Below are 26,052 nucleotides of genomic sequence, written 5' to 3' on the forward strand. Positions count from 1 at the left end.
CAAGCCATGCTTCCTCGCGTCGTGGCCAGCAATCGCGCTCAGCGCAACTGCTGGGCGCATGCGGCCCCCTGTGTGGCGTAGTCGCGGACGTAGCCGTCCGTCGTCAGCACCGTGATATCGCATCGATTGTTTACGTCACTGACGACATGCCCATAAGCATTCAATCCCTGCACACGCTCGCCACGATGCAAGTACAACGTGCGCGAACCATCGGCCCCGTTCTCCACACGATCCGGTGGGCCCCACGTCCGCACGAATTCCTGCTCTGTCTTGCCGATCCACAGGTCCATGAGATTGTTGCGACCCACTCGGTTGGCTGCGCGCCGCGACTCATCCAGAGCTTTGCTGGTTTCACTCTGGCCGCGCGCCACAGTCGCTTCCAGGCTACGCACAGTACGATCCATTTCAGCGTCGCCCGGCAGATAGGTGAATGCTGGACGTTTGCCGTCCTTCCACAGGCTGGCCCAGATGAAATCCACAGGCGATTGCCCGACGTCACCGATGGAAAGGAAGCCACGCTTCATCATTTCCGCTGGCGCCTTGGCCTTGGGATCAGGCCCAACTAGACAGGCAAACCGCACCAGTTGCACCTGCCAGGGAGCAATCGCCTCGGCCTGCGGTTCGAACTTATCCGGTGGGACGTTCTCCATTGGCCGATCGCGCCACTGGATCAGACTCGTCCTGATGGCCACGCTGTTCTGTGAACAGTTCACCCAGTACTTTCTGACCAGTCGATTCGGTTTGGTCGCGTTCTCGTAGACGGTATTGACCTGGATTTCGTACACCGGCTCCGGACCCGCAACTGGGTCACCGGGCTTCGCCGGCTCCCTGCGGCGCAACTGCTTCAGGTACGCGTTCTGCTCTGCCGGCGTGGCACGCTGCAGAAAACCGACCAGATCCGAGCGGTCGGCGAGCGATTGTGCATCGACCACCCACGCCTCGCGGTTCGGCGTTTCGCCACCGGTGAAGATGACCCAGCTATCAGCGGCATGGGCCGACGAGGCGAACAGCAGTCCGCCAATCAGCGAGGCAACACGGCCGGGATTCGGCATGATTCGTTCCTTCGAATGGCGCGAAGACCTACGGCATCGCGAATGGGGCCTTATAGCACGGCCTGGCGCGTCGCATCGAGGGACGCCCACCTAAGCGCAAAGCCTGCGCATCAAGCGAGAGCAAATGAGGGGCTGAAGCGTCAACATTTTTGACGCGAACGCACCCTACTTCGAGGAGGGATTGGTCGCCTAACGGAACTTGGATTGAGAGGCGATCTTGATTGAAAAAAAGCGCAATCACCATGAGTGGCTACCTACGTGACTCAAGCGCCAAGCAGCAGTCTCACCTAGAGACAGATACCACCAATCTGCCAGAATGCGATAGACGCTGGACGTCGGATGTATCAACGCAGCTCCATCGAGCAATCAGAATTCTTGGAAGATCGGCTCACTGCAATCGGTGTACTTGATCGTGCACTGCCCACCGCCGTGAGCAGCACAGTACTTCAGAACCTCAGTGGAAGCAGCCTCTCTCGTTGGACCGCCGGCCATTGAAATCAAGCCTTTAGAGCCCGGAGCCGGATCCGCGTAAGCGACACACTGGTTCTTATACGTTATCCCTACAGTGCAATCCTTCGCACCATATGTCGCACACCGGGACTGAGCCTCAGCGACAGCCTCGGCCTTTGATCTCTTTCCCACCGAAGCTCCCACATCACCGGTCGCAACAGAACGAGATATGGCTCCCCAGGTTTTGATCCACTTACCTATCGCACGCGGCCCGGAACTCCCCTCACCCTGAGAGGCTGGAATCGGGGCACAGCCACCAACACCCCGGCCACCGATGGGATACTGACCAGGTGGACACCGCCCCTCTGCCCGGACCGACTCAGAGGTGAGCGCAGCACCCGCCACCCAATTGCTGCGACCAAACTTGCCGCCACTGAACGCCTGATCACATCGGGAATCTCCCAACACAAAGAATAGAGATTTTTTCTTAGCGGGCAGAACCAATCTCCCCAACAGCCAAGCTATTTCCATTCCTAGCCATTGGAATGACAGGCGTAATGGCATGATCTGTACTATTGCCATCAGCGTGAGAAAGATGAGGCTCCGGCCGGCACCCATACGGGGACCCGATCACGTGATCAGGACTTGCGACTCGATCGGCGCAGAGAAGAAATGATCCGCTCAATACCGGCCATTCCACTGCCGGATCATCAGAATAACGCGAGCAGTGACTCAGAACTTCTCAAACTCCGGTTCGGTGCAATTGGACATGACAATCTCACATGTCTCTTTGGAACCAGCACGACATTGCGCCAAGGATAGACCTGCCGCCTCTTCCTTTGTGGCTGCGGCAGAGTAGAAGGTTCCCCCATTTCCCGTATTTGAGACAGCCGCCGTTGCGCACTGATTCTTATAGGTGAACTTCACTCGACAATCCCGGCCGCCGGCATCAGAGCAGGACCTCACTGCCGCGTTTCCCGCATCCGCCTTCTTCCTCCACCCGCTTGCCGCTCCTGCGATACCGGAAGGCGAGGCAGCAAATGCTCCCCAAGTCTTGATCCACCGCCCCGTTGGACGCGGGCTTTCCGCTCCTGATCCACCAGCAGGAATCGGTGCACATCCGCCGGCGCCCTGCCCACCAATCGGATACTGGCCTGGAGGACACCGTCCTTCGGCGAAGGCAGCGCTGTTCCCCCCAAAAATTAGGACTGCCGCAAGAGCGCACCTCAGAACTTGAGCTGCCCAGTCAATATTCATACACACATCCTTCAACCTAAGTCAGAACCATCAATCCGCCAAGCCATACTGCCCCTGCTTCTGATTAGACGGCGTGTAAGTACTTGGAGCAGAGTTCCTTACGGTGACACCACTATCCTGGTGACTCGAATGCCCTTCGCTCTTCGATGGCGAAGGAGGCGTGTAAGTGCCCGGGGGCCGACCATCAGCACTAGGAGTTGAGGCCGCACTGCCACCTATCTGCGAATATGCCATGAAGCTACCCAGCGTGCCCTGGAAGAACATGGCTGCCATTGGGGGCGCAGTCAGGATCAGCGTCGTGAGAATCAGGCCCATGCCGCCCTGCTGCATCGCCTGGCTGGTCATGCCGTCGCTGGAGGCGCCTTCGAGCAGGAACTTGTTGACCAGGGCGGTGGACCAGAACGCGGTCGAGACACGGATCACCATGTCCAGCGCGATCGATACCATCGCTGCCAGTACCGCCATCGAGAACATCGTGCCGATGCCGTAGAACAGCCATCGCTGGAACAGCTGCTTGGTCTGGTCGAACAGCAGACACAGAATGAACAAGGGACCCAGGCCGATGAACAGCGCCAGCGCGACCTCGTAGAGCAGCAACATCGCACCAGCGGTGACGGCCGGACCGCCCGTGCCCATGCCGATGAACCAAAGCGCCCGTGTCTTGTCCGCCTGCAACCCCGGATCATTCAGGATCTTGATGCCATCAATGCTCGACAGCGCCACCTGCATCCACGCCAGGCTCTTGTCGATCTGGTCTTCCGGCTGCTGGTCCTTGCCGGTCACCACGTGGGTGATCAGGCCTTTGACGTCCTCGTTGAGGAATTTCTGCAGGTTGCTGCCGAACATCGCCATGCTGGTGGCAACACTCACAATCAACGCCGCGCGCGCCATGTTGGTCACCAGCACCATCATGGAGTCGCGACTGCGGCCGGTGACGATCCGGAAGCCCTGGATCAGTACCCACAGCGTCATCAGCACCAGGGCAATGCCACCGACCCAGGACATCATGCGCCCCATCAGGTCGATGCCGTAGTCACTGATCCTGTCGCGCAGGTAATCCATGATCAGCTTGAAGAAGACGAAATCGCCGATCGACTGGACACGCACAGCGTAGCCCAGCAGATCCTGCAATCCGCCTGAGAAATCAAAGTTGGCCAGCCACCTGATCGTCATTTCCACAATCCCTTGGTAATTCCGTTACTGCATGAAATGCCGCATTGCTTTGCAGCGCATGTCTACGTATTAGCGGCCTGCAATCACTTGACGCTGAGCGCGGCCTTCAGTGCGGTGGTCTTGACCATGTCGCTGATCAGCTGCTTGGTCGGGTCCCCCTTCAATGCGGCCTGCGCCACCACCTTCTGGTTGGCCTCCATGACCTCGATATAGGCATCATAGGATTTCATCCGTGCTTCCCAGCTCTGGGCAAGTGCGGCAATGTCATTGGCGGTGCGGAGCGATTCGCTGTCGGCACCCTGCACGGTGCCCTGATCGTTATTGGTCAGGCGGATCTTGAGGATGCGGGTCAAGGAGTTGTTGATGCGCGGAACGGTCTGGGTCAGGAAATCGATCGCGTCGTTGTACTTGCGGTTCTGCATCATCCGGATGTTGACGCAGATCTGCATCTGCTGCTCCTTCACATCCGCCTGCGGATTGAACACGAACACCTTGAAGGCGGACTCCAAGCTGAAGTCCAGCGCCTTGCCGCAGGTTTCGGCAACCAGATAGTTCGGTGCCACCGGCACCAGCGGCGCGCTGTCGGGCATGCCGAAGCTGTTCACCGCCGCCTGCACCTGGATCAGCGCCTGGCGATACTGCTCCAGCGTGCGGATCCAGCGGGTGTTCTGCTCGACGTACTCGGCCGCGTCCTGCGCTTTGGCCGCGTAGACGGTCGCCTCGGTCTTGTAGGTGTTGATCTGATTGAGCAGGTGCTGGATGAGGCTGGTACCGGTCTCCTGCACGGGAATCCAGGCGCTGACATTGCCGGTGCCGAGCGCCATCATGGCTGCCACGGTCATCGCTGCAAGACGGGGCGCGCGGCGGCGGGGCGAGGAAGCTTGCTTGGTATTGTTCATATCAGTCTCCATTGATCGGAACTCGTAGTCTTCGGGCAGGCCGTCTCGCGGATCAGGTAACAGTGTCGCGCGCTGCGACAGCCGCCTTGCCCGAGCCCTTTCGATTCTTGTAGAAATCTTCAAGCCACTGTTCCGGCGTCAGCTCATCCACCGTCACCCGTGCGCGTACCGCAGCTGTCTGCAATACCCGATGCATGATGTCGATGTTGTCAGTGGACGCCGAGATCACCGACAGAATGTCATCCATGCCGCGCAGGTTGAGCTGGCACACGCTGGACGCGTGACCCTGCTTGACCAGGAAGCAGCGCGAGCGCTCGTCCAGGGCAGTGACCACCTTGAACTCGGCCTCGGTCAGCTTCAGGCCGTCCATGTAGTCGCTCTTGCTGGCGTTCGGGTTCGGCAGCAGGATCAAGGTGGCAGTCTGCTCGATCAGCGCTGCCGAGATGTCGCTCTTCAGCGCGTCCTCCGGGCTCTGCGTCGCGAAGATGCCCAGGCCATTCTGCTTACGAATGGTCTTCTGCTTGTTCTTCGCGAACTCCTTCAGGCCACCTTCGCCATCCAGGATCTTCCAGAATTCGTCCATTACGTAGATCAGCGGACGACCATCGATCAGCGACTCCAGGCGGTGCAGCAGGTAATTGATGACCGGCACGCGCACTTCGGGATTGTCGATGATGTCGGTGTAGTCGAAGCCGATGATATTGGCCTTGCTCAGATCAACGGTGTCGACCGGATTGTCGAAGACCCAGCCCAGCGAATTGCCCGAGGTCCAGCGGCGCATGCGCGCGTAGAGCCCATCGTCGCCCATGTTGGGCAAGCTCTTCTGGAAGTTGGTCATGCTGCGCAGGTGCATCGGCGTATCGAGCATGCTTTCCACTGCGCGGTAGATGTCCTCTTCCTCGCGCGCACTGTACTCACGCTTGCCGGCCAGCACCTTGATCAGGTCGGCCAGGAACTGCACGTTGGCTTCGTTGTTCTCGCACTGGAACGGGTTGAAACCGGTCGGCGCGCCGTTCTCCAGGGCCAGATAGTTGCCACCGCAGGCGCGCACGAAGATCTCCGCACCACGATCCTTGTCGAAGAAGAAGATGGTCGGTGACGGCTCGTACTTCTGAACCTGGCTGAGCAGGAAGTTGATCAGCGCGGTCTTACCGGTACCGGACTTACCAATCACCATGGTGTTGGCGATCGCCTTCTCGCCCAGCGAGTTTTCCGACGGATGGGTCGCGTGGAAATTGAAGTAGTACGGCTGGCCGTTGGTGGTCTGCAGCGTGGTGACGCAGTCGCCCCACGGGTTGTTGTGCTGCTTGCCGGTGGCGAAGTTGTGCAGCGGCGACAGGCCCAGGAAGTTCAGCGAGCTGACATTGGCCAGGCGGGTACGATAGCGCCAGTTGCCCGGCAGCTGCGAATAGAAGGACGAGGTGACCGCAAGGTCTTCCTTGGTCGACACGAAGCCGGCGTTGGACAGCTCGGCGCGGGTCGATGCGACGTTCTGCGAAAGCTTGGCCTGAGTGTCACCGTAGACCGCCATGATGAAGTGGTATTCACCCAGCACGAAGTTGCCGGACGACAGCTGATCCATGGCCTGGTCGAGCTCGACGATCTGGCTGACCGCCTTGTCGCCGGAGGAGATCATCATGCCCTTGGTGCGATCGAGCACCTTCAGCGCGTCCTGCCGCCCCATCGGGCTGAACGAATGGGTGATGACGTATTCGTAGTCCAGGTACTTCAGGCCGTTGAGGATGCCCGGGTAAGTGCCCTCGGCATACTCCTTGATGTTCAGAATGGCGCCGAAGTGGTTGGCACCATTGGGGGTATTGATCGCGAAATCGCCGGTCTTGGCCGAGAACATATGGCGGCTGACAGGCAGGTAGTCCTTGATCGGTGCCGACAGCACCGGCACCGGCTCGTCGATGCGATTGATCAGGTAACCGAACAGCTCCAGCGTTTCCGAGAACACCACGCCGTTCTTGGCCTCGTACATTCCCAGGCGGTATGGCGCATAGTCCCGGATGACGGCCTCGACGTTGCCGGCCAGCTCCATCAGCTTTTCGACCGCCTGCTCCTGCTCGGCGCGCAGCTTGTCCACGTTCGCCGACTTCTCTACGAAGCGCTTACCCGCCACCACGGGGCGGTAGATCATGGTCAGGTACAGCTCGTTCTGCATGATGCGCTGTGAGGACAACATGCCCATGTACTGATCGGACACATCCTGGTTGAAGCGCTGCTTGTAGTTGCTCTTGCCCTTCAGGGTGCGGCGACGACGGATGTCGTGCACCCAGAAGGCGACGTTGACGAAATCCGGCGCGCGCAGCGTCTGCAGCAGGCGGTTGAACGTGTTGTGGCGATGTTCGAGCTCCCACTCCTCGCGGCCGACGAACGGCAGCCCTTCCAGATGCCAGGTCAGCAGGTAATCGCCGCCCGTGGTCTTGACCACGTTCGGAGCGACATGCGACGACAACGGAATGAACTCACTGATGGAGGTGTCAGGGCTGAACATACGACTGCTTCCAAAGAGGTAGTGCCAAGGAGTTACAAAAGACCCGGCGGGCGCAGACGCCCGCCAGGCCGGATCCGGACCTCAATCCATTCGGGCCGGCTTGTCGCGGTAATGGTTGGGGTTGAATACCCACATGCCATCGTGTTCCTGCACGTTGCGGACTTTCAGCTTGAACATCAGGCGCAGGCCCAACAGGCGGAAGATCATTTCGTCACGCTTGGCCATCTGCCGCATGATGAAGACCGCCACCGGAATGGTGAGCAGGAACCAGAAGTTCGTGTACATGCTGAGCAGCAGCAACCCACCTGCCACCATGAAAAATGGCAGGTAGGGGACACCCAGGAACATCGCTGGGCGCGTGCAGCCGCGGAACACGACGTTCTTATGCACTGTAGTACTGGATCACGTGGTTGATCAGGTAGGAGGTGCTGGTGCCACCACCGCACTTGCCGTCGCTACCCTCGCCCAGCAGCATGCGCGCAATCTGGCCGGCGGCACCGATCAGCACGCCACCGATCAGGATCGGCGCGACGTCACCGATGCGCTTGTGCGCGAAGGCGATCTGGTAGCCGGCGAAGATCACCGCAATGGTCACGACGGCGATCGAGGCCATGTTCAGCAGGCCGTTGATGTTGGAGAAGAAACCGCAGACCTTCTTGTCGGTGCCGCCGAAGTCGGTGCCGGTTGCGAACACCTGCGGGGCGAACAGTGCGCCAACGAAGATCGTGGCCATCAGCAGGGTCTTCAGCGTGCGCTGGGCCTGGACGAGGTCGAGATTGGATCGCTTCATGGATTGATTTCCTTGTTGATGGACTAACACAACTGAATCGGCCAGCCGGGGGACTGGCCGCACCACGACTTCGTCAGAACACGAAGGCCGCATCCCCTGCGGGAATCTGCTGCACCGGTGCGGCCTGCACCGGCGCGTTGTACGAATTGTCGGTACCGGCCACAGGCTGGTTACGCTCGCTCCAGGGCCGCAGCATCACTGGCCCCTCATTGCCGGCGCCAGCCGCGCCCGGCAATTGCTGCGGCATGGCCATCGCCTGTGCGGGGCCCTGCTGTGGCAGCTGCTGCGGCATGCCGCCGGCCTGCTGCTGCGGATAGGCGCCCGCCTGGGCCGGCTGCGCCTGCGGCTGCATCATCCGATCCACCGAACCCAGTACCACCTTGGACAGTGCCTGGTCGGCGATGTTCAGGAGGCTGCCCCGCGCCATCGCCCCGGTGGACGGGTACACGACATAGGCGCGTGCGGGATCTTCCGACGGCACGTACACGGGGCCATTGGATTGAGCAACGATGCGCGCCTGCGCCGGCGAAGCCAGCTGCGGGTGATGCTCGACCTTCACCGCGCGGCGCTCCCCCCGACTGACCACGTCGATCGGTGCGACACCATTACTGGCGACCTGCTGCCCGCGGCGGATCGAGTCGTAGATCTTCTGCACGTAGCCATGACGGAAGCCGGTCTCGAAGTTGCCCGAGTAGTAGCAGCTGAACGACTTGCCCCAGTCACCACCGGAGCGCTTGTAGCACTCGGCGAGGATGCGCGAACCGGCCTGCAGGTTCGGGCACTGCTGGAAGGCCTTCTCGTAGGAATCCAGGCCGTACTTGCCCAGGTTGTAGCGATTGACCTGGGCCAGCCCGATCGAGAAGTTGTAGCCCTTCTCTTCCAGCATGCGCACCGTCGCCAGTGCTTCATCCAAGGCCTTGGGCTGGCGCACCAGTGCACCGCCAACCACGCCGATCGCGTAGGGATTGCGCGACGATTCGACGTTGATGACGTGCTGCATCACATCCATCGACACGGCCATCTCCGGGCACGCCATCATTTCCAGTCCTGGCAGCATCCTTCAGCCCCCCTGCCCCTGGGCACGCCCAGGATTGAAGTCGATGCCGGTGATGTAGCGCGAGCCGGCATGCGCCTTGATATGCACGACGATGTCGATGGTCATCATCAACAGTCGCTTGATCACGTTGAATTCCAGGCCCGAACCTTCGGTCGAGGCCTTCACCATCAGCGCCAACTGGTCCCAGGTCTGCTCCGGGCTGCCCGCATGGCAGCTGGTGATCGAACCCGGATGACCGGACGCGCAGTTGCGGATGAAGTAGAACGCCTCGTCACCGCGCAGCTCGGCCAGGATGATGCGTTCGGGCTTCATGCGCAGGCAGGCTTCCATGCAGCTCTTGGCGCTGACATTGCTGGTGCTTTGTCCACCCTTGGAATACAGCAGGTGCACGACGTTGGGCTGGGTCAGGAACAGTTCGCGCGCGTCCTCGATCGTGACCAGGCGCTCGCTGTCCGGGATATGGTTGACCAGCGCCTTCATGAAGGTGGTCTTGCCGCTACCGGTCGCACCCGATACCACGATGTTCTTGCGGTACATCACCGCACGCCGGAAGAACTCGGCGTACTCGCGCGAATGGCGCAGCTCCAGCAGCTCGCGATCCTGCTCGCTGATGCTGCCATCGGTTTCCAGGATCTGATTGAAGAAGCCGTCTTCGTGATACTGGCTGAGCGACTTGGTGTGCTTGGACGGCAGACGGATGGTGATCGACACCTTGCCTGCATCACATGCCGGCGGAATCACGAACTGCGCACGCTGGCCAGTGGGGAACGTGAGCGACACGACCGGATCGGCATCGGTGATGCGCTGGCCGGTGTTGCTCTCGTTCACCACCGCCGTGCAGAACTGCCGGGCCCGCTCGAAGGTCAGGCTCGGCACGTCCACCCGCTGCCACCCCGCCCGGGTTTCCAGGTACAGCTCACCGGGACGGTTGATGCAGATTTCCGTCACTTCCGGAGACGTCATGTACTCGGCGATGCCCAGCACTTCGTACTGATAGCGCAGGAAATCGCTGGAGACGAGGGCGAGGGGTGACACTTCGGCGTCCATGATCGTTCGTTGGGTTACCGGCGGGGGTGCAGCACGTTGGTGAAGTCGACGTCCTTGGCGACGTAGACGTTCACGATCGTGCCCTGGTTGATGGTGACGGTCGGCGGACGACGGTTGCTGCTGAGTGCCTCGTTGGCCAGGCGCTCCATCGTGCGTGCGGTAGCACTCTCATAGGGCGACTGCACCGTCATGCCGTTATTGGCGATGGTGGTGGTCTCCGGACCGTGTTCGGCGGCTGCGTACTTGAAGGCATCGGAAATCAGGCTGATCATCAGCGCCGAGGCGATACGGCTGCCCCAGTGCGCGCTGTACTGGCCCGGATGACCGGCGCCACCCAGCTGATCCACGCCCGGGCTGGACATCGCAACGTCGATGCCATTCGGAGTGGTGATGCGATCCCAGATCACTTCCACGCGCTTGCCCATCGGACCGCCGCCGTAGGCGCCATAGATCTTGGAGCCCTTCGGCAGCAGCAGGTTGCGACCGTTGATCGAGTACACCGGCTCGGTCAGCAGGCACGAGGTGTAGCCGGCGAGATCGGTGATGATTCGGGTTTCCAGTACGCAACGCAGGTAGGTGCCACGCACCAGCAGCGCGTCGGGGCTCTGGATGTAGGTGGCGCTGGAGACATCCTCGACGTCCGGGCCGCGGCGAACCTTTGCCGGCGCCGCCTGATTGTTGGGCAGCTGGGCCAGCATGGCACGGGTGTACTCATCCATGCCGCGGCCGCCATTGCTCCCGTTGCCATCCTGTCCATCACCACCACCCACCCCGCTCCCGGAGCCGATGCGGCGGTCCAGCAAAGTCGGGCCACGGTCCATCTCGCGCGCCGAATCGGACTGGGGAACGAACAGCGGGGTGGAATCCAGCGGCGGCGGCGGTAGCGGCGGCGTCATCGGAATCGGATCAACCGGTTGCATGGCCTGGGAGGGCACCGGACTCGTCTGCACGGCGTCCGGCAGAGTCGGCGTAGACACGCGCGCAACGTCCGGCACCTTCTGCACAGCGTCCTTGTCATCCTGGCCCTTGCGGAACAGCAGGAAACCCATGGCCACCAGCAGCACCACGATGCCGCCCAGGAACAGCAGCGCCTTGCGGTTCAGCCGCTGCTCTTCGGCCGAGCGCAGCTGCGGCGCGGCCGCATCCAGATCCGGCGCAGGCTCGGCCTGGGTCGTGCCGAAGTACGGGTTCGACTGCGCGTCCGAAGCACCCTGTGCGCCGTACGGGCTCTGGCTCTCGTCGCGTCCGTTGTTCGGGTCGTTTCCGGGAGTGTTCTGCTGGCTCATTTCTTCACGTTCCTTCGCAGGCCGACGACGAAGTCGCCGTGGCGGATGACCAGGTACGGGTGTGTCCCGTGCACGATCAGCGTATTGCCTTCAACCGTGGTGTTGACCACGAAGTCTTCACCGTATTCTGTTTCACGACCAAACACCGCCGGGAAGATGCCGGTCTTGTACTCCGGCGAATTCGGCAGTTTCAGGTAGGTGAAACGACCATCGTCATAGGCGTTGACCGGGATCAGCCACCCCATCTTCTTCGCCTTGCTGGTCGAATAGGAGTAGTTGAAGTTGTACTGGCGGTCCTTGGCCAGTTCCGAGCTCAGCAACGGCTTGGCCTCTTCCTCGACCGCTTCCTGGGCGACGCCGAACACGGTGTCGTTCGGATAGACGAAGGCGATCTTGTACTGCACACCGGCACGACGGGCCTGTTCCAGCTGGCGCCAGTCGGTGGCCACCACCTTCAGCTCGAAGATGTAGGAATGGGTCTCGGTGCGCACCATCATGTTGGTGTCGACGTCGACGTTCTTCGGCTTGAGGTAGAACACGTTCTCGCGGCGGGTCAGTTCCCAGCCGCTGCTGAAGCCGGTGCTGTAGTCGAGGATCTTCTCGTTCGGGCTCAACTCGATCTGGGTGGTCAGGCCCAGGCCGGTTCGAACCGGATAGATGCGGTCCTTCTCGTACTCGTAGTGGTCAACCGCCTGCGCCATCGCCGCTGCTGAGAACAGCAACGACAACATCGACAGCAGCGCCAGCGCGCTTCCCCTGATATTTCGACTACTCATCGGTTGCTTGCTCCATCAGCAGTTCCGGTGGAATTGTTCTGCGCCGGCCTCATGGCCGGCTGTCCGGGCATGGCCTGCCCCGGCATTGCTTGCCCCTGCACCGGCTGACCCTGCACCGGCTGACCCTGCACCGGTTGACCCGGCATGGGTTGACCCTGTACGGGCTGGCCCGGCACCTGGCCGTAGGCCGGAGCCGCGACCGGCTGGCCGGTGGCCGGATCGATCATGGTGGCCGCGGCCGGATTGTTCGGATCGTAGACGCCCTGCGCCTGCTGCGCCGCCTGAGCGGCCTGCTGCGCCTGCGCCTGCATGGCGCCGTCATCCGGTACCGGCACGCCACGCGAGTAGTCGTTGTCGACACGGTACTCGGTGACCTGGAACGCCAGTGGGTTCAGGATGCGATCCTGTTCGGACAGCGCCAGGTTCTGGTTGTAGCTGAAGCGCATCGTCACCAGCTGGTTGTCCAGGTAGGTAGAGACGCCGGTGCGCTTGTCCAGCAGGCTGCGCTGTATGCGCACCGAAGCGCCGCGGAAGCTGCCGTTCGGCTCGGCCCCCAGTGGCGTGATGCTGAGGATCTTGACCCGGATGGCGCGCTCGCGACCGTACATCACGAACGGGTTCTGCGGATTGTTGCCGGCATAGCGGACGCGCATGGACTGCGCCACCGGATCGGTGGACATCACGAACACCAGCTCCCAGTCACGCAGACCCATCACTGCCGAGTCGTACGATTCGCGCGCGAGCACGTACTGGGCGACGTTGCTGCGATTGATCGCTTCGTTGGTGGTGATCGTCTCGCCCTGGAACGTGCCACTCAGGCGCGCGACGGTCGCGGTACCCGTGTAGGCATCGGCCATCACCAGGAACGGCACCTTCTCCTTCAGCGGCAGCATGTAGTAATAGCCGCCCGCCAGTGCGAGCGACATCAGCAACGAGCCCGTGGCGACCCACCATGCGCGCCGCTCGCTGCGGCGTGCCATGTCGGCCACGGTGATCTCGTAGCTGACCGCCTTGGCGACCGACTGCTCGACCTTGGGACTATTGCCGGGATCCTTCTTGCGGAACATGGATTCTTCCGTACTGCTGAAACATCAATGGGCGTGGCGCCCCTGCGACAGGCGCGGGGAGCGGCACGTTCGATGATTTCGAGGTGGACTCAGGTGCCGCTGTTGGAATCAGCGCCCTGCGCCGACGCGGTCGGCGTCGAGCCAGCGCTCTGCACAACGATCTGGTTGCCAACGATGGAGACGGAGATGCCCTGCGCTGCATAGGCTGCGGTCAGATCGATCACGGCCTGCTGAGCGTTGGTGGTGTCGATGCTGGAGACCGCGCCGTACAGGGTGAAGTCCGAGCTCAGGCGGTAATCCAGCGTGCGTCCGGAATCCTTGGCCCAGCGCTCGAGCATGGCTTTGAGCGTGCCATCCATCGGCGAGGCCTGGTAGACGTAGCTGGAGTACAGCGGAATCTCGGTGGGTGCCGCAGCGAAGCGGTTGACCGGCTTCCACCGGCCTCCGAAATCGGGAGCGGACTTGGTGGCGCAACCGGCCACCATCAACGCCGCCACTGCGGCGATGGACATTTTCGCGATAAACGCCTGATTCATACGGGCTTCACTTTGACGTACGAAAAAGCAGTCCCGAGCATTGGTCCCCTGGTCGTCCGGCGCTGCGTCGCGCACGCCGGAATCGGAGCGACGCACTGACTGGCAGCACACCTGCTCCGGCTCCCCTGCAGCCAACGGCTGCCAACCAAGTCGCGGGGCCGCCAGACACTGCCGACGACACACCCGCATACCTCACCAACGTCGAAACCATCCTTGTTTCATGGCACAAACTCCTGGCCACCCTGCTCTACAACATCTGCCATCCATCACACATTTCTGAACGACATGCACAGGGTCGCACAACCACGCGTCAATTCCATGTCAGACAAGTCTGAAAATCCATGAACAAATGCCAAATTCTTGACCGAAATCACGAATTCACATTCTTAACTACGAATGGTGATCACAAATTCAGCGACGTGAATTAGACGTTCAGCATCGGAACGTCCACCTTCGGCAGCAGCCTCGAGGTGAAGTAGCGATCCTTGTAGTACCGGATCTTGTCGCACTTCACCGGGTGAGGTATCCCCTCGTACAGGAACACCTCCATGTCCGGCCCCATCGCCTTCAGCTCCTGCGGCAGCATCAGCGCGCGCCGTTCCTCGGTGAAGTTGTGGGTCTTCTCGCGGGCATGGGTGACGTTCTTCCTGCGCACCGTGGTGTAGCCCAGCATGTCCGAATAGTCGTTGGCATCCTGCTGTTCGCGCGGCGCGTACAGGATCTGCAGCGCGTGGTTGGTGATGATCGTGCGCGAGACTTCCCGGCCGTAGGTGGCGTCGAGTTGGGACATGCTCTGGATGATCGGCAGCAGGCGGATGTTGTAGCCGGCCATGTAAGAGACCGCCGAGGCGATGATCTCCACTTTGCCGATCGAGGTGAATTCGTCCATCAGCAGCAGGCACTGGTACTTCAGGTCCGGGTTGGACTTGGGCAGTTCCTTGGTGTTGAGGTTGATCAGCTGGCTGAAGAACAGGTTGATGATCAGCCGGCTCTCGGCCAGCTTGTTGGGCTGGATGCCGATGTAGATGGTCATCTTCTTCTTGCGAACGTCGGTCAGCAGGAAGTCGTTGCTGCTGGTGGCCTTGTCCAGCACCGGGTTGATCCAGGGATTGAGCGGCTCCTTGAAGGTGCCCAGGATCGAGGCGAAGGTCTCATCGGCCTGCGACAGCATGTTGGCGAACGCCGAACGGGCATTGGCGCTGAGGAACGGTCGCTCCGACAGGGTCTTGAGGTACTTCTTCAGGTCGGTGCCGTCGCCGGAGGACAGACGGTACACCGCACCGAGCGTGGGCGTGCCGGCGCCGCCCGGGAAACCGCTGCTGCGCTCGTCGTCCCAGTTCTCGAACAGGTACAGGGTAAAGGCCATGAACGCATTGCGTGCCTGGCTGACCCAGAACTTCTGGTCCTCGGCCCCGTCTGGGTACAGCATCGCGGCGATGCTCATCAGGTCCGACACCCGGAAGGCCGGATCGTCGGAGACGTAGCTGAGCGGGTTCCAGCGGTGCGTACGCCGGTCCTCGGCGAAGGGGTTGAACAGGTAGATCTCCTGGCCCTGGCTGGCGCGCCAGCCGCTGGTCAGGTCGAAGTTCTCCTGCTTGATGTCCAGCACCACCAGCGATTCGCCGTACTCCAGCAGGTTCGGGATGACCACGCCCACGCCCTTGCCCGAGCGGGTGGGCGCGGCCAGGATCACGAACTGCTGGCCATCCAGGCGCACCAGCTTGCCGCCATGGCTGCCGACCACGATGCTCTGGCCGGTCTTCTTGAACATGCCGTGCTTGGCCAGGTCGGCACCGGTGGCGAAGCGCGCGTCGCCGTGCAGCGAGCGCTTGTCCTTCTTCAGCAGCAGCACCAAGCCGGCCACCAGCAGCACCAGCAGGGGCAGGCCGAAGCCTACGTAGCCCGCCCATTTGATCTTGCCCACGAAAGGCGCGACCTGCGGTTGGCCGATGGCGTGGACGTACTGGTAGTAGGTGTTCCAGGTGAACAGCTGGGTGTCCAGCCCCAGGAACAGCAAGGTCAAGTAGCCGGAGAACACGAAACCAAGCAACAGGGTCGCCAGCGTGATGATGGCGATGAGCAGATACTTCTTACTGGGCAACACCCGAATCCTCCATGATGCGCACGCGGCGCGACGGCCTAGCGGTGGCGCCAGCGCGACGCCTTCTTCCGCAGGTGGTTCTCGTTTTCCAGCCCGGGCTCCTCGCCCTCTTCACGCACCAGTTGCAGCAAGCGTTGGCGCGCTTCGGCCAGTGATATCAGGTCGGTCAGACGATCCCCATCGTCGGCGACGACCGCATGGCCGACCACATCGCCGGGAGCGTACACCGGCTCGTGGGACACCGCTACCAGCTGGTAGCGGCCACGGGTTTCCAGCACATGCCTGAATTCCTGCATCGCACTCCTCCTTGTCGGGGCAACACTGCGCCCCCTGCCCCGCCATCATGCCGGTGGCAGCGTCATGGGCGCATCCACAACCGCTGCGGCTTCTGCGCGAAACTGTGCGCGGATATCCAAGGAAACCGCAATGGACTGGGTAGCACTTGCCCGCACGCTGGCCACCGAGGCCCACGCGGGGCAGATCGACAAGGCCGGCCAGCCTTACATCGGCCATGTGGCGCGGGTGGCGGCTGCGGTGCGCGGCGACGATGACGCCGAAGTGGTGGCCTGGCTGCATGACGTGGCCGAGGACTGCCCGGCGTTTGCCGCGCGGATCGAGGTATTTCCCGCACCGCTGCGCGAGGCGGTGCAACTGCTCAACCGCGATGCAGCACCCGACGCGGACAGCTACTACGCGCGCATTGCCGCCCACCCGCTGGCACTGAAAGTGAAGCGCGCCGATCTGGATGACAACGCCGATCCGCAGCGGCTGGCAATGCTCGATGCGGCGACGGCCGCGCGCCTGCACGGAAAGTACGCTCATGCCCGGGCGGCGCTGGGCATCTGAGCCGGACGCGACGAGGCGCGGCGGGCCGGCGTGTCACCGATCAAACGCTGATTTACCCTGAGTGCTGCTGCTCCTGCTGCAGTGCAGCAGTACAATGGGCGGCTCCCGCCCCCCCCATCGCGCCCCCGCATGAGCCCCAACTCTTCCCTGGCTGCGCGGCTGACGCCCCGCCAGCGCACCCTGATCATCCTCGCCCTTTCACTGGGTGGCTTCGCCATCGGCACCAGCGAGTTCGCCAGCATGGGCCTGATGCTGGAGATCAGCCGCGGCCTGTCGATTTCCGAAACCCAGGTCGGGCATCTGATCAGCGCCTATGCCATCGGCGTGGTGGTCGGCGCCCCGATCCTCGCCTTCGTCGGCGCCAGCTTCCCTCGCCGCAAGCTGCTGCTGGCACTGATGGGCTTCTACGCGGTCGGCAACCTGGCCAGCGCGCTGGCACCGAACTACGGCACGATGCTGGTGGCGCGCTTCGTTGCCGGCCTGCCGCATGGCGCCTACTTCGGCGTGGCGATGCTGGTGGCCGCGGCGATCAGTCCCGCAGGCCAGCGCGGCCAGGCGATGTCACGCGTGCTGCTGGGCCTGTCGATCGCGATCCTGGTCGGCAACCCGCTGACGACCTGGCTGGGTCAGCAGCTGAGCTGGCGCACCGCCTTTGCCCTGGTCAGCGTGCTGGCCATCGCCACCGTGGCGATGATCGCGCGCTTCCTGCTGCCGGACCCGGATGAAGTACGTACCTCGCCGATGCGCGAGCTGCGCGCCTTCAACACGTCCCAGGTGTGGCTGGCGCTGGCGATCGGCGCGGTCGGCTTCGCCGGCATGTTCTGCGTGTTCACCTACCTGGCACCGACCCTGGTGCAGGTCACCGGCGTGGCCGAATCGTGGATGCCGCTGGCGGTGGGCGTGTTCGGCATCGGCGCGATCATCGGCAACATCGCCGGTGGCTGGCTGGTGGACAAGTTCCACTTCAAGGCCGCCGCCGTGGTGCTGCTGTGGTCGATCGTGATGCTGCTGCTGTATCCGCTGGCCGCACAGTCGGTGTGGACCATCGGCCCGATGATCATCACTGTCGGCACCATGGGCGCACTGGCGGCGGTGCTGCAGACCCGCCTGATGGACGTGGCCGGTGAGGCGCAGACGCTGGCGGCGGCCTCCAACCACGCCGCTTTCAATACTGCCAACGCACTCGGCCCGTGGCTGGGCGGCATGGCAATCAGCGCCGGCTTCAGCCCGGCCAGTACCGGCTATGTCGGCGCGGCTACCGCGATCGGCGGCCTGCTGCTGTGGTGCGTGGCGGTGATGCTGGACAAGAAGCGCAGCACCGCCGTCGTCGGCAGCCACTGAACATTGCGCCGGATCGTCAGTTGCTGCCTCTGCGGCGACGGCGATCCGGTCGCAGCAACGCTGTATCGCCGGCCACCAGGGTCGGCCGCGCCAGCTCACCGCGCTTCACACGGTCCAGCACCCGCCGCGAATTGGCTGCACAGTCGATGCCGTCCGGCCGCGCCTGGATGTCCTCGATCAGGGCCAGCAGGTGCGCCCGGCTCTCTGCCAACCGCAGCTGCAACGCTTCGATGTCAGCCACCTTCTGCTGCAGCATCGCGATCAACGCCTCATGCTGCCACTGGCCCATGTCCGGTGGCAGCAGGGCGCGGATCTCTTCCAGGCTGAAGCCTGCACGCTGCGCGCCCGTGATCAACTCCAGCAACAGCACCGCCTGTTCCGGATAGTCGCGGTAGCCATTGGCCTGGCGCTGCGCCACCAGCAGCCCCGCGTCTTCATAGAAGCGAATGCGCGACGCCGCGAGGCCCGTGAGGCGGGCCAGCTCACCGATCTTCATCTGCCTGAATCCTCGCCATGGGAGCCTGTTGACCTTCAATAAAACTTGAAGGTTAGCGTAGCGCCATTCCCCTGTCCTGGAGCTGTCCGATGTCGCTGTTCTCGCCCCTGGCACTACCCTCCGGTGCCATCATCCGCAACCGCATTGCCAAGGCCGCGATGGAGGAAAACATGGCCGACGCCGACCACGCGCCGTCCGCTGCGCTGCTGCAGCTCTACCAGCGTTGGGCCGATGGCGGCGCAGGACTGATCATCACCGGCAACGTGATGGTCGATGGCCGCGCCATGACCGGCCCCGGCGGCGTGGTGCTGGAAGACGACCGCCACCTTGACCGCTTCATCGCCTGGGCCGAAACGGCACGCTCACGGGGCGCGCAGATGTGGATGCAGATCAACCATCCCGGGCGGCAGATGCCGGCCGCACTCGGCCAACCGGCACTCGCGCCGTCAGCCGTCGCCCTGGAGATAGGCGCTCTGTCCAGGCAGTTCGCACCGCCGCGGGCGATGACCGAGGCGGACATCGAAGAGGTGATCGCCCGCTTCATCCGCAGCGCCGAGCTGGCCGAGCGCGCCGGGTTCAGTGGCGTGCAGATCCATGCCGCGCACGGTTACCTGCTCAGCCAGTTCCTGTCGCCGCTGTCCAACCGCCGCAACGACCGCTGGGGCGGCAGCCTGCACAACCGTGCGCGCCCGCTGCTGGAGATCGTGCAGGGGGTGCGCGCCACCGTGTCGCCCACGTTCGCGGTGGCCGTGAAGCTCAATTCCGCCGATTTCCAGCGCGGTGGCTTCTCGCCCGAGGATGCGCGCGCAGTGGTGGAAATGCTGGCGCCGCTCGGCGTGGACCTGGTCGAACTGTCCGGTGGCAGCTACGAAGCACCGGCCATGACCGGTGCCGCGCGCGACCAGCGCAGCCTGGCCCGCGAGGCCTACTTCCTTGAGTTCGCGCGTGAGATCGCCACGGTGGCAACCATGCCGCTGATGGTCACCGGTGGCATCCGCCGGCGCGCCGTGGCCGATCAGGTACTTGACAGCGGTGTGGCCATGGTCGGCATCGCCACCGCGCTGGCGATCGAGCCGGATCTGCCCCACCGCTGGCAGCAGGGCCGCGACCCGGTGCCGACACTGCGCACCATCGACTGGCGCAACAAACCGTTGGCCGCCAGCGCACACATGGCCGCAGTGAAGTACCAGTTGGCGCGGCTGAGCAGGCTCCGGCCCACGGCGCCGGGTGTTTCGCCCGTCTGGGCACTGCTGCTGGCACAGGCGGCCGCAAAGTGCCGGACCCGCCGCTACCGGCGCTGGATCGGTGCACGCGCAGGAGGATACTGAGCGGGCAGGCTTCTCATCACCGAATCGATGCTTCACCATCTGCATGATCGGCGGCAGCCCGCCGCCGGTCGCAACACGCAGAAGGAACCCTCGTGGCAGCAGGACCAACCAGGAACCACGAAAAGCTGCTCGATGACCTGCTCTCACTGGGCCGCAACTGGGCGCTGGCCATTGCCATCGCAGGTGCCGGAGCTGCGGTCCATTACAGCGAGTCGGTCTACGAAGCAGGCATCTGGCGCGACCTGCTGCCCACGCTCTGCTTCCTGGTCGCCATCGTCTGGATCGTGCTCAGCATCATCCGCTTCGACCTGACCATCCAGCAGCACTTCGAGCGGAAATTGTCACGCTGGCTCAGCCGTCTGCTGTATGTCGTGCTGCTTGGCACCGGCATCACTGCCGTGTTCTTCGTCACCGAACTGGCGGACAACAATCACATCGCGCGGATGTGCGACTCGGTGGCCAATGAACCCGGCAGCCGCATCCACAGGTCGGCCGAGTGCCAGCGGCTGTACCAGCATCGCGCGGCGTACCGGCAGCGTCTGGAATCGGCCGAGGGTGAGTTCGACTGAACGGGCTTCATCGCGGTCTTCGCGCGCGATGAACACATTTCGTGGATGTGCATTTGGGCACAGTGCAGCCGACGCCGCGCTCTCGGCCCGTACCGGACCCGCAATGCCCCCCCATCGCGCACCTGCCCGCCATGATGCCATCGCCTTGCAGGCCGGCATGCTGGGCAGCGTGTTGGGCGTGGCGCTGTTCAAGGCCATCGCACTGTCTGCGTTGGCGACGGGTTCGATGATGGGTATCGGGCTATGGGTGATGGCCTGCGCGCTGCTGGCAGCGTGGGCGCTCGCAGCCTATCTGGCCTGCCTGGCACTGAGCCGGCGCGTGTTCGTGCTGATGCTGGTGCTGTGCACGGTACTGGTGATCTGCATCGCCTGACGCCGGCAGGGGCCGGACTATCGCGCATCTGTTATAGAATAACAAGTGCGGCTGGTCCGATTGTGCATGCCCGGTGTCACGGATTTGAATTCCATGGCCATCCCGGCATCACCCGAGGCCCCCCCCCGTGAACCTGCAGCCCCCGCTCCGCGTGACCCTCATTGCCATCGCCCTCGCATCGCTCAGCGCCTGCGCCACCTATGACGACAGCAACATGCATCAAGCCTGCCAGGAGTCGCCGCACCTGAAGGACCTGCCGCCCGAGGTCGCTGCCCGCGAGAGCCGCTGCAACAAGGGCATGGAAGTGTGGTCGAGCGAGCGCAAGGGCAGTGACAAGCCGCTGGACCTGAGCGGAAAGAAGAACAATCCCTGACGAAGGTGCGCGCCCGGTTGCCGCGCCTGTCTTGATCGCGCCCATGCATCCGGCTGACTGCTCCATCACAGCCGGCGCGCGACGATGAGGTCTCCCCACCCTGTCGAGACTCAGATGCCGGACACTGCCCACCCTGTCATTCGCGCGTTCGAGGCCGTGTTCGATCTATCAGGCAGCGTGCAGCGCATCACTGCGCTCACGGTCACCTGCCGGCATTGCTCGTCGACCAGCTCTGCCAGCGAAGACAACCTGGTGCAACTTCCGGGCGGGGCGTTGTTCCGTTGTGACGTGTGCGGCTGCCATCAACCGGTCAGCCACGCCCGCCTGTCGGACTGGCAACCGGCGTCGTTGCTGGGTATCTGAGGGCCGCCACGTGGAAATGACTGCGGAACAGCGGAAAATACTCCAGGCAATCGCCGCTGCAGAGCCGGTGCGCGGCGATGCCGCAACGTGGGCGGTGACCGCCGGATGGGCGGTACAGGCGGAAGACGGGGATATCGATCTGACCGAGGCTGGCCGGGATGTGCTCACCGCGCAGGCAGGTCGTAAGGGCTAGACCCGCCGATCAGGCCAGCTTCGCCTCCCTTCGCGCTGCGCCGCTATAGCGGCAACCTGCGGAACAAAGGGCGCATCCCTGCCACGTCGACGGCGGAGTGGCGAGGCCTTTCATGCCGGCGATGTGCAGGGCGTCATGACATGCGCTCGGCTATGCTGCGCCACCTCCCTGCGCCAATGGCGGCCATGCATCCTTTTCCCCTGTCAGTCTCTGCACCTGATCAGCTCGCCTACCGACTGCTGCAGGACAGTGACTGGGCCCGCTCGGCCACTGCCGCAAGCGCACCTGCCGAACTTCGCACCTTGCTGGCGATGATCCTGGATTCGCCGGAACCCCTGTGGCTTGCCTGGGGCAAGGAAGACAAGGCGCTCTTCTTCAATGATGCCTATCTGCCGATGCTGGGGGAAAAATTGCACGGCGCGATGGGCAACCGCCTGGAGGATGTCTGGGCGGACGTATGGCCGGACGTGGTGCATGCCGTGGACGACGCCTTTGCCGGCATCAGCCGCAGCTTCAAGAACCTGCCATTGATGATGGATCGCGACGGCACGCTGCGCGAAACATTCTGGACGTTTTCCTATTCACCGCTGCGCGTCGGCTGCGGCAGTGTCGCCGGTATCCTGTGCGTGGTCAGCGAGCAGACCGAACGGGTGATCGAGCGCGACCTGCACAGCCGCCAGGTCGCGGCGATCACCGAGCAGGCGCGGGAGGCCCATCTGGAACTGGTGCGCGCCCGCGAGCAGCTGCGCCAGTCGCAGAAGCTTGAGGCGATCGGCCAGCTCACCGGCGGTGTGGCCCACGACTTCAACAACCTGCTGCAGGTCATCACCGGTTCGGTGGACATGCTCCTGCACACGTGGCCGTCAGACGACACCCGGCGCCGCTACATCCAGGCCATTGCCACAGCCTCGGACCGCGCCACCAAGCTGACCGCGCAACTGCTTGCGTTCTCGCGTCGCCAGAGCCTGTCGCCGGAGGTCTTCGATCTCTGCGAGAGCGTGCACGCGCTTTCGGACATCATCACCACGGTACTGGGTGCACGCATCCAGGTGTCGTTGACGTTGCCCGGCACGCCGTTGCCGGTGCTGCTGGACCGGACCCAGCTGGACACTGCATTGATCAACATCGCGGTCAACGCGCGCGATGCGATCGAGGGACACGGCAGGGTGACCATCGAGGTGGAGCAGGTAACCGCGGTGCCTTCGGTGCGCTTCGCCGCGCCGATGAAGGGCGACTTCGCCGCGATCAGCGTGACCGACACCGGAGCAGGCATCGACCCCGCCGTCGTCGACCGCATCTTCGAGCCCTTCTTCACCACCAAGAGCGTCGGCGCCGGAACCGGCCTCGGCCTCAGCCAGGTGTTCGGCTTCGTCAAGCAGTCAGAAGGCGAGGTGGACGTGCAGAGCCAGGCGGGCGCCGGTACCCGCTTCACCCTGTACCTGCCGCTGGCGCAGGCGAGAGAAATGACGGAACGGCCGGCGACGCTACCGGGGCTGCAGCATGGTCACGGTGTCTGCGTGCTGGTTGTGGAAGACAACGTCGATGTGGCCGAATTTGCCGTCGGCGCCCTGCGCGAGCTCGATTACAACGTGGTACTTGCGCACAATGCGGACGAGGCCCTGGCGGAGCTCGAACGGGATGCCTCCCGCTTCGATGTAGTGTTCAGCGACGTAGTGATGCCTGGCATGAACGGCCTGGATCTGGCCCGTACCATCCGCAGCCGCCTGCCTGGGCTTCCAGTGATCCTTACCAGCGGCTACAGCGAACTGTTGGCCCGGGACCCTGGCCATGGCTTCACCCTGCTGCGCAAGCCTTACTCATTGAAGCAGCTGGCCTCGGTGATGACCGAAGCCGGGCGCTGCGCGCAGGCCGTGGTGGCGTCGCCCTAGCGGGCGGTCACCGCAGCGAACCGAACCAGCGTTCCAGCGAAGGCTCCAGCCCCGACGTGTCACCGCCAGCATCGCAGGCCCAGGCGACGATACCGTCGGGGCGGACCAGCACGGCGCCCAGTCCCAGCGTGTCGCGCGCCGTGGACATCACGCAGGTGACCGACCGCTGCCAGCGCTCAATGATCGGACCGAGCGAATCGCCGGTATCGAGCCCCAGCAGCACGCCCTGCCCTGCACGCAGCAGCTCTCCCATCCGACGGTCATCAGCCAGTTGGACGTCCGGTGCGCTTCGGCCAACCCGCGGATGGCTGCCGTCGAGCACCGGTGGCGGTGCTACACCCCACAGCCGCTCGGCGAGATAGGTGGCACCGTCGCGGGTCGCGGCCAGGTCGGCGATGACCGCCGCCAGCGCGCGCGACCCGGGGCCTGGCCGCATCAACGCCACCTGCGCACGTGACCAGTCGAGCACCTGGGCGCCGATCGGATGGCGCTCAGCCTGATAGCTGTCCAACAGCGACTCTGCCACATCACCTCGCACCACCGCGGCCAGCTTCCACCCCAGGTTCATCGCATCGCCGATGCCGAGGTTCAGCCCCTGCCCACCCAACGGCGAATGCATGTGCGCGGCATCACCGGCCAACAGCACGCGGCCGCTGCGATAGGCCGTGGCCTGGCGCGCGGCATCGGTCCATGTGGTGGCCAGATGCAACGCCGTGATCGTTGCCTCTCGCCCGGAGACACGCCGCAGCAGCGCCTGGGCGGTGTGCTGGTCCAGCGGCGTGCGATGGCCGGCGCCACCGTCGAAATCGGCCAGCGCCAGCATGCCCGGCGGATTGAAATTGCACATGCCGTGTTCGGTGAACTGACGCCCCGGGACGAGCACCGACGGGTCTGCCAGTTCGACCTGCAGCGTGTGCCCGGTGAACTCCGGCGCCGTCCCTGCGAACACGAACCCCGACTGCTTGCGTACCGTGCTGCGGGCGCCATCGCAACCGACCAGCCAGCGGCCCCGCATCAGCCCGCGACCGGTCTGGACCGCCATCTGTGCTTCGCGTGCGTGCACCGCCTGCACCGTGCAGCCACGCTCGATCTGTACACCCAGTGACACCGCACGCTCGGCCAGCACCGCCTCCAGCGACTGCAGCTCGACCGCCATCTGGGTGGGCACCGGCGTCGGCAGGCGATGGCGCCAGCGCGCACTGTCCACGTTGTCCAGCGCAAAAGGAATGCCGGCGAAGTGGCCGCCCAGCGGCCGCGGTTGCGCCAGCCAATGGGCGGTGCCGGGCGGCGGTGCGCCGTTGTCCGGCTTCAGCACCTGACTGGCGGCAACCGCATCCAGCAGGCCACGTCGATCCAGGGCCTCCAGGGTGGGCGAGTTCAAGCCGCGCAAGCCAAAGGGCAGGCGTTTCAAGGGTGTCTCGGGCGACGCTGCCTGCTCCAGCAACAGGACCGAACAGCCGGCCTGGGCCAGCTCGCAGGACAGGAACAGGCCGACCGGGCCGGCCCCGGCGATGACGACGTCGTACAACATGGGATTTCCCTGTAAGCGCCGGGCCGGCGCTCTGGCGACGCCAATGTTACACTCGGTGTACGTTCCCACAAGTGAACCGCCCATGATCCCGCCCCGGGGCCGCCGCGAGCAGCGCAAGACCGAGACCCGACAGACCATTTCGGACGTCGCCACCGAACTGATCATCCGCCGCGGCTTCGAAGCCGTGTCCATGTCCGAGATTGCCAATGCGGCGGGGGTCTCGCGCAAGACGGTCTTCAATTACTTCGCCAGCAAGGAAGACCTGGTGTTCGACCGCGATGAGGAGGCCCGGACCCTGCTTCGCGAAGGCATGGCGGCGCGCCGTGGCATGGCCCCGCTGGCCGCCTTCCAATCGCTGGTGCGGGAGCTGCTGGACAGCGGCCATCCGCTGTTACGGATCAACTCCGGTGCAGCGGCCTTCTGGGCAACCGTGGCCGACAGTCCGGTGCTGGTGGCGCACGCGCGACGGCTGCAGGCACAGCTGGCCGACGACCTGGCCCAGCTGATGGCCGACGCGGCCGGTCGGCCCGCGCAGGACGCGGAGGCACGCCTGTGCGCAGCCATGCTGCTGGCGTCGATGGTGGCCGCCTATGAGAGTGGACTGGCCAGCCAGCAGAGGGGCGAGGATCCGCGCCAAGCGATGCTGCAGCTGATCGTGCGCGGTGGCACCGGCGTGCTGGTGGCCTTGGCCGGCACCCCATATACCGACCCGGGCCTGCGTCCATAGCGCAATCAGGGGATAGGTCACGAAGCGTTGCA

28 protein-coding genes are annotated in these 26,052 nt (G+C 63.7%); 10 read left to right on the plus strand and 18 right to left on the minus strand.

Annotation, left to right across the window (positions count from 1 at the left end; translation table 11 throughout):
• Positions 1-38: 38 nt before the first annotated feature.
• The 16 genes from VG561_RS04420 to VG561_RS04495 all read right to left on the minus strand — a co-directional run bounded on the left by VG561_RS04420 (position 39) and on the right by VG561_RS04495 (position 16,287).
• Positions 39-1,052 carry a hypothetical protein gene (locus VG561_RS04420; RefSeq protein WP_100450276.1) on the minus strand — a complete coding sequence of 338 codons (1,014 nt, stop codon included), beginning with the start codon at positions 1,050-1,052 and terminating at the stop codon, positions 39-41.
• Positions 1,053-1,418: 366 nt separating this feature from the next.
• Positions 1,419-2,120: a DUF4189 domain-containing protein gene (locus tag VG561_RS04425; protein ID WP_414611705.1), complete on the minus strand. Its 702-nt coding sequence runs from the start codon at positions 2,118-2,120 to the stop codon at positions 1,419-1,421.
• A gap of 114 nt (positions 2,121-2,234) precedes the next feature.
• Positions 2,235-2,759: a DUF4189 domain-containing protein gene (locus VG561_RS04430; protein WP_153643293.1), complete on the minus strand. Its 525-nt coding sequence runs from the start codon at positions 2,757-2,759 to the stop codon at positions 2,235-2,237.
• A 30-nt stretch (positions 2,760-2,789) separates the two neighbouring features.
• Positions 2,790-3,932, minus strand: coding sequence for a type IV secretion system protein (locus tag VG561_RS04435; RefSeq protein WP_262093122.1), 1,143 nt, complete (start codon positions 3,930-3,932; stop codon positions 2,790-2,792).
• Positions 3,933-4,015: 83 nt separating this feature from the next.
• The gene (locus tag VG561_RS04440; RefSeq protein WP_153643637.1) at positions 4,016-4,954 is read right to left on the minus strand and encodes a hypothetical protein; all 939 of its coding nucleotides are present in this window, start codon (positions 4,952-4,954) and stop codon (positions 4,016-4,018) included.
• A complete protein-coding gene (locus tag VG561_RS04445; RefSeq protein ID WP_069118278.1) occupies positions 4,884-7,331 on the minus strand; it encodes a VirB4 family type IV secretion/conjugal transfer ATPase in 2,448 nt (815 codons plus the stop codon). The genes VG561_RS04440 and VG561_RS04445 overlap by 71 nt, the downstream gene beginning before the upstream one ends.
• Before the next feature lie 81 nt (positions 7,332-7,412).
• Positions 7,413-7,721, minus strand: coding sequence for a type IV secretion system protein VirB3 (locus VG561_RS04450; protein WP_019660289.1), 309 nt, complete (start codon positions 7,719-7,721; stop codon positions 7,413-7,415).
• The gene (locus VG561_RS04455) at positions 7,714-8,121 is read right to left on the minus strand and encodes a TrbC/VirB2 family protein (protein WP_046431329.1); all 408 of its coding nucleotides are present in this window, start codon (positions 8,119-8,121) and stop codon (positions 7,714-7,716) included. The genes VG561_RS04450 and VG561_RS04455 overlap by 8 nt, the downstream gene beginning before the upstream one ends.
• A gap of 73 nt (positions 8,122-8,194) precedes the next feature.
• Positions 8,195-9,178: a lytic transglycosylase domain-containing protein gene (locus tag VG561_RS04460; protein ID WP_069118279.1), complete on the minus strand. Its 984-nt coding sequence runs from the start codon at positions 9,176-9,178 to the stop codon at positions 8,195-8,197.
• Between the two features lie 3 nt (positions 9,179-9,181).
• Positions 9,182-10,225 (minus strand): P-type DNA transfer ATPase VirB11, encoded by a 1,044-nt coding sequence (gene virB11 / locus VG561_RS04465; protein WP_049408142.1) that lies wholly within the window; start codon positions 10,223-10,225, stop codon positions 9,182-9,184.
• Between the two features lie 14 nt (positions 10,226-10,239).
• Positions 10,240-11,511 carry a TrbI/VirB10 family protein gene (locus VG561_RS04470; protein WP_049442499.1) on the minus strand — a complete coding sequence of 424 codons (1,272 nt, stop codon included), beginning with the start codon at positions 11,509-11,511 and terminating at the stop codon, positions 10,240-10,242.
• On the minus strand, positions 11,508-12,287 hold the full coding sequence (locus VG561_RS04475; protein WP_014037652.1) for a TrbG/VirB9 family P-type conjugative transfer protein: 780 nt from the start codon (positions 12,285-12,287) through the stop codon (positions 11,508-11,510). The genes VG561_RS04470 and VG561_RS04475 overlap by 4 nt, the downstream gene beginning before the upstream one ends.
• Entirely contained in the window at positions 12,284-13,354 is a 1,071-nt protein-coding gene (locus tag VG561_RS04480) for a VirB8/TrbF family protein (protein ID WP_262093121.1), read from the minus strand. The genes VG561_RS04475 and VG561_RS04480 overlap by 4 nt, the downstream gene beginning before the upstream one ends.
• Positions 13,355-13,443: 89 nt before the next feature.
• Positions 13,444-13,890, minus strand: a complete 447-nt coding sequence (locus VG561_RS04485; protein ID WP_032957008.1) for a hypothetical protein — start codon at positions 13,888-13,890, stop codon at positions 13,444-13,446.
• A 424-nt stretch (positions 13,891-14,314) separates the two neighbouring features.
• Positions 14,315-15,994 carry a type IV secretory system conjugative DNA transfer family protein gene (locus VG561_RS04490; RefSeq protein WP_014647580.1) on the minus strand — a complete coding sequence of 560 codons (1,680 nt, stop codon included), beginning with the start codon at positions 15,992-15,994 and terminating at the stop codon, positions 14,315-14,317.
• Positions 15,995-16,029: 35 nt separating this feature from the next.
• A complete protein-coding gene (locus tag VG561_RS04495; RefSeq protein ID WP_014647581.1) occupies positions 16,030-16,287 on the minus strand; it encodes a hypothetical protein in 258 nt (85 codons plus the stop codon).
• A gap of 130 nt (positions 16,288-16,417) precedes the next feature.
• On the opposite strand from VG561_RS04495, the gene VG561_RS04500 reads away from it, so the two are divergent.
• Together VG561_RS04500 and VG561_RS04505 are read left to right on the plus strand one after the other, a co-directional pair.
• A complete protein-coding gene (locus VG561_RS04500) occupies positions 16,418-16,837 on the plus strand; it encodes an HD domain-containing protein (protein ID WP_032957003.1) in 420 nt (139 codons plus the stop codon).
• Between the two features lie 129 nt (positions 16,838-16,966).
• Positions 16,967-18,178, plus strand: coding sequence for an MFS transporter (locus tag VG561_RS04505; RefSeq protein WP_014647583.1), 1,212 nt, complete (start codon positions 16,967-16,969; stop codon positions 18,176-18,178).
• 16 nt (positions 18,179-18,194) lie between these two features.
• Here VG561_RS04505 and VG561_RS04510 read toward each other — a convergent pair whose 3' ends face one another.
• Positions 18,195-18,674, minus strand: coding sequence for a MerR family transcriptional regulator (locus VG561_RS04510; protein WP_046431348.1), 480 nt, complete (start codon positions 18,672-18,674; stop codon positions 18,195-18,197).
• Positions 18,675-18,763: 89 nt separating this feature from the next.
• Between VG561_RS04510 and VG561_RS04515 the strand changes: the two genes are divergently transcribed.
• From VG561_RS04515 to VG561_RS04545, 7 genes are all read left to right on the plus strand, one after another.
• The gene (locus tag VG561_RS04515; protein WP_423179404.1) at positions 18,764-20,002 is read left to right on the plus strand and encodes an NADH:flavin oxidoreductase/NADH oxidase family protein; all 1,239 of its coding nucleotides are present in this window, start codon (positions 18,764-18,766) and stop codon (positions 20,000-20,002) included.
• A gap of 92 nt (positions 20,003-20,094) precedes the next feature.
• Positions 20,095-20,571, plus strand: coding sequence for a hypothetical protein (locus VG561_RS04520; protein WP_014647586.1), 477 nt, complete (start codon positions 20,095-20,097; stop codon positions 20,569-20,571).
• Between the two features lie 103 nt (positions 20,572-20,674).
• Positions 20,675-20,944, plus strand: coding sequence for a hypothetical protein (locus VG561_RS04525; protein ID WP_014647587.1), 270 nt, complete (start codon positions 20,675-20,677; stop codon positions 20,942-20,944).
• Between the two features lie 127 nt (positions 20,945-21,071).
• Entirely contained in the window at positions 21,072-21,317 is a 246-nt protein-coding gene (locus VG561_RS04530) for a hypothetical protein (protein WP_032957423.1), read from the plus strand.
• A gap of 114 nt (positions 21,318-21,431) precedes the next feature.
• Positions 21,432-21,680, plus strand: a complete 249-nt coding sequence (locus tag VG561_RS04535) for a hypothetical protein (RefSeq protein ID WP_423179405.1) — start codon at positions 21,432-21,434, stop codon at positions 21,678-21,680.
• 16 nt (positions 21,681-21,696) lie between these two features.
• On the plus strand, positions 21,697-21,873 hold the full coding sequence (locus tag VG561_RS04540) for a hypothetical protein (protein ID WP_172980598.1): 177 nt from the start codon (positions 21,697-21,699) through the stop codon (positions 21,871-21,873).
• A 185-nt stretch (positions 21,874-22,058) separates the two neighbouring features.
• The gene (locus VG561_RS04545; protein ID WP_423179406.1) at positions 22,059-23,762 is read left to right on the plus strand and encodes an ATP-binding protein; all 1,704 of its coding nucleotides are present in this window, start codon (positions 22,059-22,061) and stop codon (positions 23,760-23,762) included.
• Positions 23,763-23,769: 7 nt separating this feature from the next.
• Here VG561_RS04545 and VG561_RS04550 read toward each other — a convergent pair whose 3' ends face one another.
• A complete protein-coding gene (locus VG561_RS04550) occupies positions 23,770-25,293 on the minus strand; it encodes an FAD-dependent monooxygenase (RefSeq protein ID WP_423179407.1) in 1,524 nt (507 codons plus the stop codon).
• Between the two features lie 82 nt (positions 25,294-25,375).
• Between VG561_RS04550 and VG561_RS04555 the strand changes: the two genes are divergently transcribed.
• Positions 25,376-26,020, plus strand: a complete 645-nt coding sequence (locus tag VG561_RS04555; protein ID WP_423179408.1) for a TetR/AcrR family transcriptional regulator — start codon at positions 25,376-25,378, stop codon at positions 26,018-26,020.
• Positions 26,021-26,052: the final 32 nt, after the last annotated feature.

This window comes from Stenotrophomonas sp. CASM110, from assembly GCF_049384345.1.
In the GTDB taxonomy this organism is placed as follows: Bacteria; Pseudomonadota; Gammaproteobacteria; order Xanthomonadales; family Xanthomonadaceae; genus Stenotrophomonas; species Stenotrophomonas muris.

Excerpts from the sequence above, each read along its gene's own strand:
- VG561_RS04420 (WP_100450276.1), bottom strand. The coding sequence starts at position 1,052 with ATGCCGAATCCCGGCCGTGTTGCCTCGCTGATTGGCGGACTGCTGTTC.
- VG561_RS04425 (WP_414611705.1), bottom strand. The coding sequence starts at position 2,120 with ATGGGTGCCGGCCGGAGCCTCATCTTTCTCACGCTGATGGCAATAGTA.
- VG561_RS04430 (WP_153643293.1), bottom strand. The coding sequence starts at position 2,759 with ATGAATATTGACTGGGCAGCTCAAGTTCTGAGGTGCGCTCTTGCGGCA.
- VG561_RS04435 (WP_262093122.1), bottom strand. The coding sequence starts at position 3,932 with ATGACGATCAGGTGGCTGGCCAACTTTGATTTCTCAGGCGGATTGCAG.
- VG561_RS04445 (WP_069118278.1), bottom strand. The coding sequence starts at position 7,331 with ATGTTCAGCCCTGACACCTCCATCAGTGAGTTCATTCCGTTGTCGTCG.
- VG561_RS04455 (WP_046431329.1), bottom strand. The coding sequence starts at position 8,121 with ATGAAGCGATCCAATCTCGACCTCGTCCAGGCCCAGCGCACGCTGAAG.
- VG561_RS04460 (WP_069118279.1), bottom strand. The coding sequence starts at position 9,178 with ATGCTGCCAGGACTGGAAATGATGGCGTGCCCGGAGATGGCCGTGTCG.
- virB11 (WP_049408142.1), bottom strand. The coding sequence starts at position 10,225 with ATGGACGCCGAAGTGTCACCCCTCGCCCTCGTCTCCAGCGATTTCCTG.
- VG561_RS04470 (WP_049442499.1), bottom strand. The coding sequence starts at position 11,511 with ATGAGCCAGCAGAACACTCCCGGAAACGACCCGAACAACGGACGCGAC.
- VG561_RS04475 (WP_014037652.1), bottom strand. The coding sequence starts at position 12,287 with ATGAGTAGTCGAAATATCAGGGGAAGCGCGCTGGCGCTGCTGTCGATG.
- VG561_RS04480 (WP_262093121.1), bottom strand. The coding sequence starts at position 13,354 with ATGTTCCGCAAGAAGGATCCCGGCAATAGTCCCAAGGTCGAGCAGTCG.
- VG561_RS04485 (WP_032957008.1), bottom strand. The coding sequence starts at position 13,890 with ATGAATCAGGCGTTTATCGCGAAAATGTCCATCGCCGCAGTGGCGGCG.
- VG561_RS04495 (WP_014647581.1), bottom strand. The coding sequence starts at position 16,287 with ATGCAGGAATTCAGGCATGTGCTGGAAACCCGTGGCCGCTACCAGCTG.
- VG561_RS04500 (WP_032957003.1), top strand. The coding sequence starts at position 16,418 with ATGGACTGGGTAGCACTTGCCCGCACGCTGGCCACCGAGGCCCACGCG.
- VG561_RS04505 (WP_014647583.1), top strand. The coding sequence starts at position 16,967 with ATGAGCCCCAACTCTTCCCTGGCTGCGCGGCTGACGCCCCGCCAGCGC.
- VG561_RS04510 (WP_046431348.1), bottom strand. The coding sequence starts at position 18,674 with ATGAAGATCGGTGAGCTGGCCCGCCTCACGGGCCTCGCGGCGTCGCGC.
- VG561_RS04515 (WP_423179404.1), top strand. The coding sequence starts at position 18,764 with ATGTCGCTGTTCTCGCCCCTGGCACTACCCTCCGGTGCCATCATCCGC.
- VG561_RS04525 (WP_014647587.1), top strand. The coding sequence starts at position 20,675 with ATGCCCCCCCATCGCGCACCTGCCCGCCATGATGCCATCGCCTTGCAG.
- VG561_RS04535 (WP_423179405.1), top strand. The coding sequence starts at position 21,432 with ATGCCGGACACTGCCCACCCTGTCATTCGCGCGTTCGAGGCCGTGTTC.
- VG561_RS04540 (WP_172980598.1), top strand. The coding sequence starts at position 21,697 with ATGACTGCGGAACAGCGGAAAATACTCCAGGCAATCGCCGCTGCAGAG.
- VG561_RS04545 (WP_423179406.1), top strand. The coding sequence starts at position 22,059 with ATGCATCCTTTTCCCCTGTCAGTCTCTGCACCTGATCAGCTCGCCTAC.
- VG561_RS04550 (WP_423179407.1), bottom strand. The coding sequence starts at position 25,293 with ATGTTGTACGACGTCGTCATCGCCGGGGCCGGCCCGGTCGGCCTGTTC.
- VG561_RS04555 (WP_423179408.1), top strand. The coding sequence starts at position 25,376 with ATGATCCCGCCCCGGGGCCGCCGCGAGCAGCGCAAGACCGAGACCCGA.